Annotated in this window: 16 protein-coding genes; 6 read left to right on the forward strand and 10 right to left on the reverse strand. The window is 70.0% G+C overall.

All coding sequences use genetic code 11. The features are described from left to right. Nucleotides 1-44: 44 nt before the first annotated feature. The 3 genes from ACZ516_RS15215 to ACZ516_RS15225 all read right to left on the reverse strand — a co-directional run bounded on the left by ACZ516_RS15215 (nt 45) and on the right by ACZ516_RS15225 (nt 2,510). On the reverse strand, nt 45-725 hold the full coding sequence (locus ACZ516_RS15215; RefSeq protein ID WP_469010513.1) for a hypothetical protein: 681 nt from the start codon (nt 723-725) through the stop codon (nt 45-47). 85 nt (nt 726-810) lie between these two features. After that, nucleotides 811-1,854, reverse strand: coding sequence for a hypothetical protein (locus ACZ516_RS15220; RefSeq protein ID WP_469010514.1), 1,044 nt, complete (start codon nt 1,852-1,854; stop codon nt 811-813). After that, on the reverse strand, nt 1,851-2,510 hold the full coding sequence (locus ACZ516_RS15225; RefSeq protein ID WP_469010516.1) for a hypothetical protein: 660 nt from the start codon (nt 2,508-2,510) through the stop codon (nt 1,851-1,853). The genes ACZ516_RS15220 and ACZ516_RS15225 overlap by 4 nt, the downstream gene beginning before the upstream one ends. Nucleotides 2,511-2,801: 291 nt before the next feature. Here ACZ516_RS15225 and ACZ516_RS15230 point away from each other — a divergent pair, with 291 nt between their 5' ends. Both ACZ516_RS15230 and ACZ516_RS15235 read left to right on the forward strand, forming a co-directional pair. Continuing rightward, entirely contained in the window at nt 2,802-3,791 is a 990-nt protein-coding gene (locus ACZ516_RS15230; RefSeq protein ID WP_358698731.1) for a C40 family peptidase, read from the forward strand. A 279-nt stretch (nt 3,792-4,070) separates the two neighbouring features. Next, nucleotides 4,071-4,784: a phosphatase PAP2 family protein gene (locus ACZ516_RS15235; protein ID WP_361083464.1), complete on the forward strand. Its 714-nt coding sequence runs from the start codon at nt 4,071-4,073 to the stop codon at nt 4,782-4,784. A gap of 63 nt (nt 4,785-4,847) precedes the next feature. On the opposite strand, the gene ACZ516_RS15240 is transcribed toward ACZ516_RS15235, so the two are convergent. Together ACZ516_RS15240 and ACZ516_RS15245 are read right to left on the reverse strand one after the other, a co-directional pair. Then, complete coding sequence (locus ACZ516_RS15240) at nt 4,848-6,419, reverse strand: FAD-binding oxidoreductase (protein WP_469010517.1); 1,572 nt, start codon at nt 6,417-6,419, stop codon at nt 4,848-4,850. 72 nt (nt 6,420-6,491) lie between these two features. Next, complete coding sequence (locus ACZ516_RS15245; RefSeq protein ID WP_358585032.1) at nt 6,492-6,647, reverse strand: hypothetical protein; 156 nt, start codon at nt 6,645-6,647, stop codon at nt 6,492-6,494. A gap of 152 nt (nt 6,648-6,799) precedes the next feature. Between ACZ516_RS15245 and ACZ516_RS15250 the strand changes: the two genes are divergently transcribed. Both ACZ516_RS15250 and ACZ516_RS15255 read left to right on the forward strand, forming a co-directional pair. Continuing rightward, nucleotides 6,800-7,624, forward strand: coding sequence for an SCO4651 family lipoprotein (locus tag ACZ516_RS15250; protein WP_361083468.1), 825 nt, complete (start codon nt 6,800-6,802; stop codon nt 7,622-7,624). Nucleotides 7,625-7,719: 95 nt separating this feature from the next. Then, a complete protein-coding gene (locus ACZ516_RS15255) occupies nt 7,720-7,911 on the forward strand; it encodes a hypothetical protein (protein ID WP_358698533.1) in 192 nt (63 codons plus the stop codon). Nucleotides 7,912-8,503: 592 nt separating this feature from the next. Here ACZ516_RS15255 and ACZ516_RS15260 read toward each other — a convergent pair. Continuing rightward, entirely contained in the window at nt 8,504-8,863 is a 360-nt protein-coding gene (locus ACZ516_RS15260; protein WP_358585038.1) for a metal-sensitive transcriptional regulator, read from the reverse strand. Between the two features lie 198 nt (nt 8,864-9,061). Here ACZ516_RS15260 and ACZ516_RS15265 point away from each other — a divergent pair, with 198 nt between their 5' ends. Both ACZ516_RS15265 and ACZ516_RS15270 read left to right on the forward strand, forming a co-directional pair. Continuing rightward, the gene (locus ACZ516_RS15265) at nt 9,062-9,682 is read left to right on the forward strand and encodes a DUF47 domain-containing protein (RefSeq protein ID WP_358585040.1); all 621 of its coding nucleotides are present in this window, start codon (nt 9,062-9,064) and stop codon (nt 9,680-9,682) included. A gap of 7 nt (nt 9,683-9,689) precedes the next feature. Continuing rightward, a complete protein-coding gene (locus ACZ516_RS15270; protein WP_361083471.1) occupies nt 9,690-10,688 on the forward strand; it encodes an inorganic phosphate transporter in 999 nt (332 codons plus the stop codon). A gap of 116 nt (nt 10,689-10,804) precedes the next feature. On the opposite strand, the gene pstB is transcribed toward ACZ516_RS15270, so the two are convergent. The 4 genes from pstB to pstS form a co-directional block, all read right to left on the reverse strand. After that, nucleotides 10,805-11,581, reverse strand: a complete 777-nt coding sequence (gene pstB / locus ACZ516_RS15275) for a phosphate ABC transporter ATP-binding protein PstB (RefSeq protein WP_358585043.1) — start codon at nt 11,579-11,581, stop codon at nt 10,805-10,807. Nucleotides 11,582-11,635: 54 nt separating this feature from the next. Next, on the reverse strand, nt 11,636-12,709 hold the full coding sequence (pstA, locus tag ACZ516_RS15280; protein WP_361083474.1) for a phosphate ABC transporter permease PstA: 1,074 nt from the start codon (nt 12,707-12,709) through the stop codon (nt 11,636-11,638). Then, nucleotides 12,706-13,728 (reverse strand): phosphate ABC transporter permease subunit PstC, encoded by a 1,023-nt coding sequence (pstC, locus tag ACZ516_RS15285; protein ID WP_358913130.1) that lies wholly within the window; start codon nt 13,726-13,728, stop codon nt 12,706-12,708. Before pstC ends, pstA begins: the two co-directional genes overlap by 4 nt. 112 nt (nt 13,729-13,840) lie before the next feature. Beyond that, nucleotides 13,841-14,968 carry a phosphate ABC transporter substrate-binding protein PstS gene (gene pstS, locus ACZ516_RS15290; protein ID WP_358585049.1) on the reverse strand — a complete coding sequence of 376 codons (1,128 nt, stop codon included), beginning with the start codon at nt 14,966-14,968 and terminating at the stop codon, nt 13,841-13,843. Between the last annotated feature and the right edge of the window lie 5 nt (nt 14,969-14,973).

Raw genomic sequence — 14,973 nt, forward strand, 5'->3', positions numbered from 1 at the left:
AGGCCCGTGTGGAACACGGTCCTGGGACGGTCCCGCCGGGCCCGTCAGACCCTGGGAGCCCCGTACCACCGCCACTGGGTCAGTCGGGCGCGGCCGGGGAGTTCGCCGCGGCCCGTGGCCCACAGGAGGGTGGCCCACGGGTCCGTGTCCGTCGGGGCGTCGGGGAAGAGGCGGTGCAGGACGCGGGCGCAGAGTTCGCCGGGCGGCGACCACGTGTCGCCGATGCCGAGCCCGTGCGCGATGTCGTACGTGTGGACGAGGGTCTCCACGACCCCCATCGCGGCGAAGCCCTCGGGATCCGAGGTGCCGAAGCCATGGTGGGCCCGGACGGACGGCGGCGTCGTGGCGACCATGGCGGTCAGCAGGGCGCCGCACGCCTCCACGACCATGAGCAGTCCCGCAGGACCGGCGGTGGGGTCGGCGAGGGTGACGTTGGCGGGGCCGCCGGGCGTCCGGCTGACCCAGTGGAAGGGGACGACCCCGTCCTGCGGCGGGTGCTCCGGGCCGAGTTGGGCGGCGTACGCGAACAGGTCGTCCGCGAGGTGCTCACCGGTCTCCCAGCAGTCCCAGTCCAGACCGCCGGCCTTGGCGCCCCAGTCGGCGTCGTCCGGCGCCCGGCGCAGAACGGCGACGGCGAGCCGTACGGCCCGGGTGACGTCATCGGCGGTCACGGGAGCGAGGAGGACGGGGTGGGCGGGGGCCGTGGTTTCTCCGGTGTCAGACATGGGCGGACCGTAGCAACTGCCGTGCGGCGCCGCCGCCGTCGCTGTCCTGGACGCAGACCCTGACGCCCCGGACGACGAACGGCGGTCAGCGGTTGACGGACTGGATCTCGCGGACCACGACGTCTTGGTCCGTGCCGAATTCGCCGGCGGGCAGCTTGCCGCCCTCGCCGTTGGTGCTCGTCCAGGTGACCTGCCATGTGAGAGTGGCGCGGAGCTTGTACGGAGCGTCGGCGGAGGACCGCAGATATCGCACGCCGCACGGCGGATCCGTGTCCGCGGGCGTGCCCTTCGCGCGGGGGTTGCCGATCCGGCCCTCCTCGAACGAGCACTCCCCGGAGGCCGGGTACGTCTCCGCGTCCGCCGTGCCCGGCTCGATCTTCAGGGAGAGCGGCTTGGCGGTCGTCGTCGCCGACAGGCCCGTGCCCGGCAGGCTCGCCGTCACCGAGACCGTCTTGAACCTGGCCCTGTCCAGCCATACCCAGGTCGGCAGATTGACCTTCGTCTCGCCCTGCGGTGCCATCTCGACCTCGGTGTCAGGCACCGGGAGCTGGCCGTAGGCGTACTCGGCGAGGATTTCGGGCGACACCGCGAGCGGCTCCCGCGGGGTCTGGCCGTCCGGGACCCAGAACGGCAGCTTGTCGCAGGCCTTCGCCTCCGGCTCGTCCTTGCGCTTCTCATCCACGGCAGCCGCCCAGAACTTTCCCTCGCCCTGCTTGTCGAGGTTGTAGTCCTTGTACGGCTTGCCTTCCTTGAAGTACGAGTCGAAGACCCCGCCGACGACTTCACCGATACCGAGGAAACCGATTTTCCGGATCGCCTTGACGGTGGCCTCGATCTCCTTCGGGGAGTAAGCCGGTTCGTACCAGCAAGCCGGCGGGTCCCAGTCGCTGTCGGCAGGAGAGAGCGTGCCGGTCTTCGTGGATCGGGGGCTGCCCTTGACGGTCGTCTGGATCCTCGTCTCGACGCCGAGGTTCCTGCCTTGGCGCGTGCCTTTTGCGTACTGCCCGTCCCCCACGTTGTTCCCGCCGCCGGTGACGCCGCCGCCCGCGTGGGCGGTCCAGGGAATCAGCGCCAGAGCTGCGCCGAGGGCGGCAGCGAACCGAAGGGCCGACGGCTTCCCCGGGCTCACATGCACTTCTTGGCTCCCGCCGTGGAGGTGACGGAATCCGTCTGCCAGATGCCCTTGTCGTTCTTCTTGACGCGGGTGTTGAAGAAGGAGTAATCGCTCGCGGAGCCCTTGATCGACCGGTCGACCTTCCCGGTCTTGAGATCCTTGGGATAGGTCTTGGTGCCGTCCTGGCAGTACGTCACCGCTGCGACCCCTTCCCTGAGGAAGGTGACCCGCCGGTCGTAGTACCGCGTGGTCCCGACGAAGCTCTTCTTCTTCTCCCGGAAGCCCTGGATGTACTCCGCCGACGACACCAGCGCCTCGCCCTTCGCATAGAACTTGAGCGCCGGATGGTCCTCGGCGTCGACGGTCACCGCCTCGATCAGGGAGTTGACCCACCGCTCGTTGTCCGCGAGGACGGCGTCCTTCTTCGGGTCGCCGGTTTCGCCGCCCTCGAAGACGTTCTTCACGTCCTTCGGGAGCCTGATCTCCGGGCGGGTGATTCCGTCGTCCGCCGATGCCTTGGGGGACGTGGTCTTTCTCTGGTCGCCGACATCCGCGCCCGCCACCTTCTCGTTGTCCTTGGCCGCCCCGTCGCCTCCTCCGCAGGCGGAGAGCGAGAGGACGGCGGCCGCGGTGAACGCGGTCGCGGCGAGCAGGGCGGGGCGGCGGATCACGGACAACTCCCGGAGGGGTGAGGGTTCACTGGAGTGAACCAAGCTATCGATGCGGGAGGGGCGGGACCAGTGACGGGCGGGACGAGCGGGGCCCCATATCCGCTCAAACGCATCGCTTCCGGCCCGCGGCCGAGCGTGGTTGGCTCGCAATGATCGAGCAAAGCGGTGAGTGGGAGGGGAGGGTGCGCGGTTCGGCGGGCGGGCCCGATGCGCGCATGCTTCCTGCCACGGTCGTACGCGGCCTCTACACTGAGCGGCGGCGGACTCCCGGCGGGTGAGGGGTGGTTGACGGTGCGTAAGGCGTGGCTGGTCGCGGCCGTCGGGCTCGGGGGTGCCCTCAGCTTCATCGGCCTTCTCGTCGTCGGGACGTACATGGCGGCGGGAAGCCTCGCCGGCGGCGCGAGCGGCGGGTCCGTCGGGCTCGCCAAGGGCGCCGTGCCCGCGACGTATCAGCCCCTCGTCCAGAAGTGGGGCAATCTCTGCAAGGCCATCAACCCCGCGCTGCTCGCCGCCCAGCTCTATCAGGAGAGCGGGTGGAACCCGCGCGCGACGAGCCCGGCCAAGGCGATGGGCATAGCGCAGTTCATCCCGGGGACCTGGGCCACGCACGGCGTCGACGGCGACGGTGACGGCGACCGCGACATCTGGGACCCGCAGGACGCCATCCCGTCTGCGGCCTCGTACGACTGCAAGCTCGCCGGCTACGTGAAGGACGCCCCCGGGGACCCCACGAAGAACATGCTCGCGGCGTACAACGCGGGCGCGTACGCCGTGCTCAAGTACGGCGGCGTGCCGCCCTACCGCGAGACGCAGAACTACGTGAAGACGATCACCACCCTCTCCAAGAGCTTCGCCCGGCCCGTGGGACGCGTGCAGCCCTCGCAGCAGGCGGCGGGAGCGATCTACTTCGCGCAGAAGAAGCTCGGCACCCCCTACCTGTGGGGCGGCAACGGCACGCCCGAGCAGAACGGCCGCTTCGACTGCTCCGGTCTCACCCTGGCCGCCTACCGCTCCGTCGGCGTGACGCTGCCGCGCGTGGCCAACGACCAGTACAACGCGGGGCCGCACCCCAAGCGGGACGAGCTGCTCCCCGGTGACCTGGTCTTCTTCTCGGACGACCTCACCAATTCGCGCGCCATCCGGCACGTTGGGATCTACGTCGGCGGGGGCTACATGATCAACGCCCCGCGCGCCGGTGCCGTCATCCGCTTCGACCCGATCGACACGCCGGATTATTTTGGCGCGACTCGTGTCACGGACGAGGGGGCGAAGGCGCTCTGAACCGGCCGCCCGAGGCCTCGGCAGGCAGGCGTACGGAGGCGAACGGGGGGCGTGCGGAGGCGCGCGCGAGGTGTGACGTGGCTTGAACTCTCCGTTAAAACACTCCCCTGAGCTGCGGTGATGTGTCTCTCTTCGGTAACGTCTGAGTGATCTTTCGGTGGAGAGTGGAACGTAGGGGTGGGGACCGAGCGTTCCCTTGACTGGACCGACCACGGGGGTTGATGGAAAGGGCGCCCAGAAGGTGCGCCCGTAGGCTAGGAGACAAGGGGCCGCAGCGCCATGGCTGGACTCGATGAATCCGGGTCGAACCCCGACGTCGGCCTGCTCTACGACATCAACGGCCTGACGCGGGAGACGCCGCACTGGCTCGACCGCGCCCTGGCGTTCGTCGGCGAGTACGGACTGCTGATCGCCCTCGTGCTGCTCGTGGTGTGGTGCTGGTGGGGCCAGCGCAGGAGGGGCGCCCTCGACGACGCCGCCTCGTCGGTCGCCGCCGTCGTCTGGGCGCCCCTGGCCGCCGGCATCGCGGTGCTGGTCAACGTCCCGATCAGAGGCTTCGTGGAGCGGCCGCGCCCCTTCCGCGACCACGCCGGCATCCACGTCCTGGCCGAGGGCAAGGACGACTTCTCCTTCGTCAGCGACCACGCGACGCTCGCCATGGCCATCGGCGCCGCGCTCTTCGTCGCGAACCGCAGGTTCGGCTTCGTCGGGCTCGGTCTCGCGGCCCTGGAGGGCCTGTGCCGGGTCTTCATGGGCGTGCACTACCCGACGGACGTGGTCGGCGGCTTCGCGCTCGGCACGGCCGTCGCTCTCCTCCTGTCCCCGCTCGCCATGGCGCTGCTCACGCCGCTCGCCAAGGCGGTCGGGCGGTCCCGGCACGTCGGGTGGCTGGTGTGGGACCGCCGGGTCGGCCCGGTCGCCGCCCCGCTGAGCGAGCCGGCGCGGCCCTCCCGCCTCACGGCCGACCCCGACGAGCGGGACCTCGCCGCCTAGGGGGTCCTAGGGGGCCCTAGGGGGTCCCGCTGGTCCTCGCACGCACGAGAGGCCCCCGGGGCCTCACAGCGCCTGCGGGAAGTCGAAGAAACGGCCCGGGTCGTACTGCTTCTTCAGCTTCTTCAGGCGCGGCGCCGCGTCACCGAAGTACGCCTCACGCCAGTTCGTCAGCGTCGGGTCGGTGTAGTTCTGGTACGCCGCACCGGACGCGTACCGCCCCATGGCCCCATGCGCCTTTTTCAGCCACGCTCGCGCCGGTGTCCCCGAGGTCCCCGCGCGCCACGACGCGATGTACTGCGCCAGCATTCGCGAGCGGCGGTGCACGAACGCCGTCGCCGTCGGGTCGACGCGGTTGATGGCGCCTCCGAGCGCGGTCAGCGCGATGCTGCCGGCGCTCGCGCCCGTCACGTTCTCGATCTGCGACAGCAGCGCGCGGATGCCCGCCGCCGACAGCGAGCGGTCGAAGAAGTCCGAACTCGCCGCGTACGTCTCCCGCTTCAGGGCGCCCTGCGGACTGCGCCCCGGCGTCGTGCCCGGCAGATGGCACTGGGCGTCGGTGGCGAACGACGAGCAGCCCGCGTACACCTCCATCGCGTCCTGGTACGACCGCCGCTTCAGGGAGACGCTGCGCGCCGGGGAGCCGATCTTGTCGGCGAGGCGGTCGACGGCGTTCTGCAGCTCGCCGTACGTGCCCAGCGAGAAGCAGGCGACGGAGACGGTCGGGGTGCCGCCCGGGGTGTTCGCCAGGTGCAGGGAGGACCAGATCTCGTCCGGCTGGTCCGGGCCCCACTGCTGCCAGGCCTTGACGACCGCCGCCGCCTTCGCCCACGGCCAGGACATGTACGCGGAGACGCCCTGCGGCGCGGGACGCGTGCGGTACGACAGCTCGGTGACGATGCCGAACTGGCCGTTGCCCGCGCCACGCAGCGCCCAGAAGAGGTCCTTGTGCTCCGACGCGGAGGCGGTGAGCGTCTTGCCGTCCGCCGTGACGAGGGTGGCGGAGGTGAGGTTGTCGCAGGTCAGGCCGTACGCGCGGGAGACCACGCCGTGGCCGCCGCCGAGGGTGAGGCCCGAGATGCCGACGGTCGGGCAGGAGCCCGCCGGGATCGTGACGCCCTTCGCGGCCAGCGAGCGGTAGACGTCGATCAGCTTGGCGCCGCCGCCGATCGTGGCCGTCGTGCCGCTCGCCCGTATCTTGCTCAACTTCGATACGTCGATGACCAGGCGGCCGGTGCCGGAGGACCAACCCGCGTACGAGTGGCCGCCGTTGCGTATCGCGACCGGGGTGCGGTGGGCGCGGGCGTAGGCGAGGGCGGTGCGGATGTCGTCCTCGTGCGCGACGTACGCCACGGCCGTGGGCGACAGGTCGTCGAAGCGCGTGTTGTACAGCTGCCGGGCCGCCGCCCACTTGGCCTCGCCGGGCCGCACCAGGGTGCCGTCCAGGTCCCTGGCCAGCGCCTTGAGGGTGGCGGGCGAGGACGAGGCGGCGCTCGTCGTCCGCAGGGGCGTGGTGGCACCGCCGCCGCCACCGGTGCTCGGCGCCGCTCCCGCCCGTGCGTCGCTTCCCGTGCAGCCGGCGACCGTGGCGGCGGCCAGCGTGGCGGCCGTCGTACCGATGAACGTACGTCGTTCCATGACACCTCCCGTTGCTTCCCGCAGAACCAGACGGCGCGGGGGGCGGGCGGGTTCCCCACGGCAGTCAGGGGTTCAGGGGGACGCCTCGTGTTCGGCGGCGTCCGTGCGGGCCTTGCTGCGGGCCCTGCGGGCCGGGCCGCGCCAGCCGCAGGAGCAGTGGGCCGCGGTGAACCGGCCCTTCTCGACCGTGGTCGTGCGATGGGATGCGGAGACTTCCTGATCGGCCACGCTGCCACGGTACCGAGCCAGGGTGAACCCGGTCGGTCGGGTTCGGGCGGGTTCGGTGCGGGGGCCGCCGCGTGACGGCTCCCCGTACCGGTCGTTAACCGGGAGAACGGGGGGATCGGCACAAGCGCGGAAACGCTTGGGGGTAACAGGCGATGGGGCAGCAGCACAGGCGCACCGGCCGAGCGGTCGCCGCGGTCGTGGCGGCGGGGCTGGCGGCCGTCGTCACCGGCTGCTCGGACGGCGCCGTCGCCGAGGGCGGCGGGGCCGGGGCCCCCGGGAAGCCCGCGGAGGTGGTGCGGCGCTCCGCCGACCTGCTCGTCCGGGCCGGCAGCGCCAGGGCGCATACGTCCATGGAGATGGCCAGCGGCGGGACGCGGGTGACCGTCCGGGGTGAGGGCGCCTACGACTTCCGGCGCCGGCTCGGGCAGTTCAAGGTGGTGCTCCCGCAGGGCCCCGCCGGGGGTCCGGCGCGGCGGCCGATCACCGAGCTGATGGCCGGCGGGGCGCTCTACATGAAGAACCGCGGGGCGGGGGTGCCGGCCGACAAGTGGGTGCGGATCGAGACACGTTCGCTCTCCGACGGGAACCTCGTCACCGGCGGTGCCACGGATCCCCTCGCGGCCGCCGAACTGCTGCGCGGGGCGCGGCAGGTGACGTACGTGGGGGAGGGGCGGGTCGGGGGCGTCGAGGTGCGGCACTATCGCGGGGTCGTCGATCTGCGGGCCGCGGCGAAGGAGGCTTCCGCAGGTCAGCGGGGGGCGTTGGGGGCGGCGGCAGCGAAAGGGTTCAGCAAGGGGAGGGTGCCGTTCGACGTGTACGTCGACGGGGTGGGGCGGGTGAGGAAGCTGCGTCAGCGGTTCACCGTCTCCGACGCCGATGTGGCGTCGACCACGCTGCTCTACCGGTTCGGGGTCGCGGTGGGGGTGCGACTTCCGGCCGAGAAGGACATCTTCGCCGGGAAAATCGCCGGTCCCTAGTCGCGTACGGCTGGTGGAAATGGTCCGTCCGTGCCATGCGCGGTGTGTAGGCCGCTCCCTACTCTAGGAAGTCGGTACGGGTCCAGGAAGAGGTGATGAACGTGGCTCCTTTGCGTGGCGGTACGGCGGTTCAGGACCACGTCGCCCTCGCCGAGATCGAGCTGTGCGGGGAACTCATCATCGCGGCGAGTGCGGCGGGCGAGCGGTTGAGCTTTGACCGGATCGACGAGGTGCTGCGGGTCTACGACTCCCGCGAGGCGCTCTCCGAGCAGGGTGACCCCGCCTGACCCTGCGGGGGGCCGCCGCACCCTGTCCCGCCGCTCCGCGGCGGATGTCCTCCCGGCGGGGCCGTGCCCTGCGGGCCGCCCTGGCCCGCCGCTGCGCGGCGGATGTCTCCCACCCACCCGCCCGTTTACCCCGCATCCGTCGGTGAACGAACAGACACGCGGCCACGGGACATGGGGTGGGTGGGAAAGCTCCGTGCGGCGGGGGATGCCGGCCCAGGGTCCAGCGGCGCGTGGGGGAGGGGCTTACCTCGCGGGGAATGCGGGGTGATCGGGTGGGTGGGTGGGAGAGGCCCTTGCGGTGGGTGGTTGCTGGCTCAGGGGGACAGTGGCGCGTGGTGCAGGGGCCTGCCTGGCCGAGTGATGCTGGGAAAGCCCCGTACGGCACGGGGTGCCGGTCCAGGGATCAGCGGCGCGTGGTGGAGGGGTTCCCGGCCTGCGGTTGATGCGGGGTGCTCGGGTGGGTGGGTGGGAGAGGTTCTTGCGGTGGGGGATGCTGGTTCAGGAGGCAGCGGCGCTTAGGAGCGGTCCCGCCCGCCCCGGCGAGCAGGGGTACGCCACCCCCCCCGGACCCCCCACCCCCTAGCGGGAGCGGTTACGTGCGGAGCATCCGCGCGATGGCCTTCGTCGCCTCTTCCACCTTCGCGTCGATCTCCGCGCCGCCCTTGACCGCCGCGTCGGCCACGCAGTGCCGCAGGTGTTCCTCCAGGAGCTGGAGGGCGAAGGACTGGAGCGCCTTGGTGCTCGCCGAGACCTGCGTGAGTATGTCGATGCAGTAGACGTCCTCCTCGACCATGCGCTGCAGGCCGCGGATCTGCCCCTCGATGCGGCGCAGCCGCTTGAGGTGTTCGTCCTTCTGCTTGTGGTACCCGTGCACACCGTGAGCGTGATCACCGTGCTCGGAGGGCGCGTCGGCCGCCTCCGGGGTCACCGCTGCCGCGTCGGTGGTGGTCATCGCGTCCTCCTCCTGGAAGGGGCTGGGGGCATTTCTACTGATCCATATACCCCTGGTGGGTATATTCTAGCCGATGTGCCGGGGGGTGTGCCGACCACTGTGCCTGATGGGCGACACTGGGGAGCGGCCGGTTAGCCGTGGCCGGATGATGCGCCTAGCATCAGCCTGACCGCATCCAGAGCACCCCGAGGACCCCACGTGCGCTTTCGTCTGACCCCCAGGGAGACGAGCTTCTACGACATGTTCGCCGCATCCGCGGACAACATCGTCACGGGCTCGAAGCTCCTCATGGAACTGCTCGGAGCGGACTCTTCCGCGCGGGCCGAGATCGCAGAGCGTATGCGGGCCGCGGAACACGCGGGAGACGACGCGACGCATGCGATCTTCCACCAGCTGAACTCCTCGTTCATCACGCCGTTCGACCGCGAGGACATCTACAACCTCGCGTCGTGCCTGGACGACATCATGGACTTCATGGAGGAGGCCGTCGACCTGGTCGTCCTGTATCAGGTCGAGGAACTCCCCAAGGGCGTCGAGCAGCAGATCGAGGTCCTGGCACGGGCCGCCGAGCTGACGGCCGAGGCCATGCCGAACCTGCGGACGATGTCGAACCTGACCGAGTACTGGATCGAGGTCAACCGTCTGGAGAACCAGGCCGACCAGATCCACCGCAAGCTCCTCGCCCAGCTCTTCAACGGCAAGTACGACGCCATCGAGGTGTTGAAGCTCAAGCAGATCGTGGACGTCCTCGAAGAGGCCGCCGACGCCTTCGAGCACGTGGCGAACACCGTGGAGACCATCGCGGTCAAGGAGTCCTGACCCCTCCATGGACACCTTCGCTCTGATCGTGACCATCGGCGTCGCGCTCGGCTTCACGTACACGAATGGCTTTCACGACTCCGCGAACGCCATCGCCACCTCCGTCTCCACCCGCGCCCTGACGCCCCGCGCGGCGCTCGCCATGGCCGCGGTGATGAACCTCGCCGGTGCCTTCATGGGCAGCGGCGTCGCCAAGACCGTCAGTGAGGGGATCATCGAGACCCCGCACGGCGACAAGGGCATGTGGATCCTCTTCGCGGCCCTGATCGGCGCGATCGTGTGGAACCTCGTCACCTGGTACTTCGGGCTGCCCTCCTCCTCGTCGCACGCGCTCTTCGGCGGCATGGTCGGCGCGGCGCTCGCCGGCGGGATCGGGGTCATCTGGTCCGGGGTGATCGACAAGATCGTCATCCCGATGTTCCTCTCCCCGTTCGTCGGCCTCATCGTCGGCTATCTGGTGATGTGCGCGATCATGTGGATGTTCCGCAGGTCCAACCCGCACAAGGCCAAGCGCGGCTTCCGCATCGCGCAGACGGTGTCGGCGGCCGGCATGGCGCTCGGCCACGGTCTCCAGGACGCGCAGAAGACGATGGGCATCGTGGTGATGGCCCTGGTCATCTCCGACGTGCAGAGCGCGGACGCGCCCATCCCGATCTGGGTCAAGATCGCCTGTGCGCTGATGCTGTCGCTCGGCACGTACGCGGGCGGCTGGCGCATCATGCGGACCCTCGGACGTAAGATCATCGAGCTGGACCCGCCGCAGGGCTTCGCCGCCGAGACGACCGGCGCGGGCATCATGTTCACCACCGCGTTCATGTTCCACGCGCCGATCTCGACCACCCACGTCATCACCTCCGCCATCATGGGCGTGGGCGCCACCAAGCGCGTCAACGCGGTGCGGTGGGGCGTCGCCAAGAACATCATCCTGGGCTGGTTCATCACCATGCCGGCGGCCGCGCTGGTCGCCGCGGTCAGCTTCTGGATCGTGAACCTCGCGTTCCTGTAGCACCGGCGACGCCAGGACAGTCGTACGAAAGGCCCGCCCCCGGGAGCCAGGGGCGGGCCTTTCTTGTTGCCCCCGCGGTGGCACCGCCATGCAGCACCGCGGGGAGTCCGTACGATCTAGCCGAAGCGGCCCGAGATGTAGTCCTCGGTGGCCTGCACGGACGGGTTGGAGAAGATCCGTTCCGTCTCGTCGATCTCCACGAGCTTGCCGGGCTGGCCGACCGCGGAGAGGTTGAAGAAGGCGGTGCGGTCCGAGACGCGGGCCGCCTGCTGCATGTTGTGCGTGACGATGACGATGGTGAAGCGCTCCTTCAGCTCGCCGATCAGGTCCTCGATGGCGAGGGTGGAGATCGGGTCGAGCGCCGAGCAGGGCTCGTCCATCAGCAGCACCTGCGGCTCGACGGCGATGGCCCGCGCGATGCACAGCCGCTGCTGCTGGCCGCCGGAGAGGCCCGAGCCGGGCTTGTTGAGGCGGTCCTTGACCTCGTTCCAGAGGTTCGCGCCCTTGAGGGACTTCTCCACGACGTCGTTCAGCTCGGACTTCTTGTACGAGCCGTTGAGCCGCAGGCCCGCCGCGACGTTGTCGTAGATCGACATGGTGGGGAAGGGGTTGGGGCGCTGGAAGACCATGCCGATCGTGCGGCGCACGGACACCGGGTCCACGCCGCTGCCGTAGAGGTCCTCGTCGTCCAGGAGGACCTTGCCCTCGACGCGGCCGCCGGGGGTGACCTCGTGCATGCGGTTCAAGGTGCGCAGGAACGTGGACTTGCCGCAGCCGGACGGGCCGATGAAGGCCGTCACCGAGCGGGGCTCCACGGTCATCGAGATGTCGTCGATCGCCTTGTGGGAACCGTAGTAGGCGGTCAGGCCCGATACGTCGATTCGCTTGGCCATGGGGATCACTGCTTCTTTCGAGGGGGAGTGCGAGAGGGTCGCTGATATGGCCGCTCAGCGGCCCGTCTTGGGGGCCTTCCAGCGCGCTACGCCGCGGGCCGCCAGGTTGAGGATCATGATGAAGCCGATGAGGGCGAGCGCCGCCGCCCAGGCCCGGTCGTACGACGCGTCGGTGCCGGCCGCGTACTGCTGGTAGACGTACAGCGGCAGCGAGGCCTGCGAGCCCTCGAAGGGGTTCGTGTTGATCAGGGGGTTCACCCAGACCAGGAGCAGGACCGGCGCGGTCTCACCGGCGATGCGGGCCACCGAGAGCATGACGCCCGTGGTGATGCCGCCGATCGCGGTGGGCAGGACGACCTTGAGGATGGTCCGCCACTTCGGCACGCCGAGGGCGAGCGAGGCCTCGCGCAGCTCGTTGGGGACGAGCTTGAGCATCTCCTCGGTGGAGCGGACGATCACCGGCATCATCAGGATGGCGAGCGCCATGGCGCCGGCCCAGCCGGAGTAGCCGAAGCCGAGGATCAGGATCCAGAAGCTGAGGACGAACAGGCCCGCGACGATCGAGGGGATGCCCGTCATGACGTCCACGAAGAACGTGATGACCTTGGAGAGCTTGCCCCGCCCGTACTCCACGAGGTAGATCGCGGTGAGCAGGCCGATCGGCACGGCGATGACGGAGGCCAGCAGCACCTGCTGGAGGGTGCCGATGAGGGCGTGGTAGATGCCGCCGCCGGTCTCGTCGTCGGACAGGACGCCCATGGAGTGCGTCAGGAAGTAGACGTCGAAGACCTCGCTGCCGCGCTGGACGGTCTCGTAGATCAGCGAGGCCAGCGGGACGATGGCCAGCAGGAACATGACCCACACCAGCGAGGTGGCGAGGCGGTCCTTGGCCTGGCGGGTGCCCTCGACGGTCATCGCGAGGACGTAGGACCCGACGATGAACAGCAGGGCGGCGATCAGCCCCCACTGGATGCGGCTGTCCAGGCCGGCCGCGACGCCGATGCCCGCGGCGACGGCGATCGAGCCGAGGGCGACGGCGAGGGGGGACCAGCGCGGCAGGCTGGCCGCCCGGAGCGTCGAGGGGCGCTGGGTGAGCGGCCCGGCCGGGGTGGGTGTCGTGGTGCTCATGCGTTGGCCCCCGAGTACTCCTTGCGGCGCGCGATGATCAGGCGGGCCGCGCCGTTGACCAGCAGGGTGATGACGAACAGGACCAGGCCGGAGGCGATGAGCGCGTCCTGGCCGTACTCACTGGCCTCGTTGAACTTGCTGGCGATGTTCTGTGCGAAGGTGCCGCCGCCGTAGTCGAGCACGGAGGCGTTGATCAGGAAGGACGGGGAGAGCACGGTGGCGACGGCGATCGTCTCGCCGAGCGCGCGGCCGAGGCCCAGCATCGAGGCGGAGATGATGCCGGAGCGGCCGAAGGGCAGCACCGACATGCGGATGACCTCCCAGCGCGTAGCGCCGAGGGCCAGGGCGGCCTCCTCGTGCATCTTCGGGACCTGGAGAAAGACCTCGCGGCTCACGTTGGTGATGATCGGCAGGATCATGATCGCGAGGAGGATGCCGACGGTCATCAGGGAGCGCGGGGCGCCCCCGTTGTACTCCAGGACGCCGGTCCAGCCGAAGTAGTCGTCGAGCCAGCTGTAGAGCCCGGTGAGGTTGGGCGCGACCACGAGGGCGCCCCACAGGCCGTACACGATCGAGGGCACGGCGGCCAGCAGGTCGATCACGTAGGCGATGGGGGTGGCCAGCTTGCGCGGCGCGTAGTGCGAGATGAACAGCGCGATGCCGATGGCGACGGGGACGGCGATCACGAGGGCGATCAGCGAGCTGACCACGGTGCCGAAGACCAGGACGGCGATGCCGAAGTACGGCTTGCCCCCGGTGCTCGCGCCGGCCGGGTCCCACTCGAAGGTGGTGAGGAAGTTGCCCGTGTTGTCGGCGAGCGCGAGGGCCGTGCGGTAGGTGAGGAACGCGGCGATGGCGGCCATGACCGCGAGGAGCGCGATGCCTGAGCCCCGGGAGAACCCGAGGAAGATCCGGTCGCCCGGGCGGGTGGCGCCGCGTGCGGCGGCCTTGCTCACGGGGGCGACGGGCTGCACGTCGGCGACGGGAGGGGGTGCGGTCGTGTTGCTGGATATGTCCATGGGGTTCTCCGGTCTGCGGAGCCGGCCCGCGCCGGTGGCGGGCGCTCCGTGGCGGCGGTGCACCGGACGGTGCGGCCGGCCCGGTCCGTGGGGCCGGCCGCACTCGGTTCAGCTAGCTCAGGCTCGCGACGGTGGAGCGGACCTTGGTGATGATCTCGGCCGGGATCGGCGCGTAGTCGTTCTCCTTGAGGACGTTCTGGCCGTCCTCGCTCGCGATGTAGGTCAGGAAGGACTTGGTGGCGGCGAGCGTGTCGGCCTTGTTGCCCTTCTCGCAGACGACCTCGTACGTCACCAGGGTGATCGGGTAGGCGCCCTCGGCGGTGGGCTTGTAGTTCAGCTCGAGGGCGAGGTCCTTGCCCTTGCCGACGACCTTGGCCTCCGAGATCGCCTCGGAGGCGTTGTCGACGGTGGCCTTCACCGGCTCCTTGGCGCCCGTCTTCAGGTCGACGGTCTTGATGCCCTCGCCCGCGTAGGACAGCTCGAAGTAGGAGATGGCGCCCGGGGTCTGCTTGACCTGGCCCGCGACACCGGCGGAGCCGTTCGCGGACTGGCCGCCCTTGGGCTCCCACGACTTGCCCGGCTCGTAGGGCCAGGCGTCGGGGGCGGCGCCCTTGAGGTACTTGGTGAAGTTGTCGGTGGTGCCCGACTCGTCGGAGCGGTGGAAGGCCTGGACCTTCGTCTTGGGGAGCTTGGCGTCGGGGTTGAGCTTGGCGATCGCCTTGTCGTCCCAGGTCTTGATCTTGTCGTTGAAGATGTCGGCCACGGTCTTGGCGTCCAGGGTCAGCTTGTCGACGCCGGGGACGTTGAAACCGATGGCGATCGGGCCGCCGACCATCGGCAGGTCGATGGCCTGGCTGTCCTTGCAGACCTTCTTCGACTTGGCGATCTCGTCGGGCTTGAGCGCGGAGTCGGAACCGGCGAACGCCGTCTGGCCCTGGAGGAACGCGGTGATGCCGGCGCCCGAACCCGTCGGGTTGTAGTTCAGCTGCACGTCCTTGCAGTTGGTCGTGTAGACCTTCCGCCAGGCGTCGATCGCGTTCTTCTGCGCGGACGAACCGGAGGCCGCGAGGCGGCCCTTGGCGTCGTCGCACTTGATGTTGGCGTTGGCGTTGGTCTCCTTGCCGCCGTCGCCCGAGCCGCTGGTGTCGTCGGAGCCGCACGCCGTGAGGGCCAGGGCGCCGGAGACGGCGAGGGCGCCGAGGGAGAGGGCGCGGAGCCGGTTCTTGCGCTGAAGCTTCACTTTTC

The organism is Streptomyces sp. NPDC034037 (assembly GCF_055575715.1).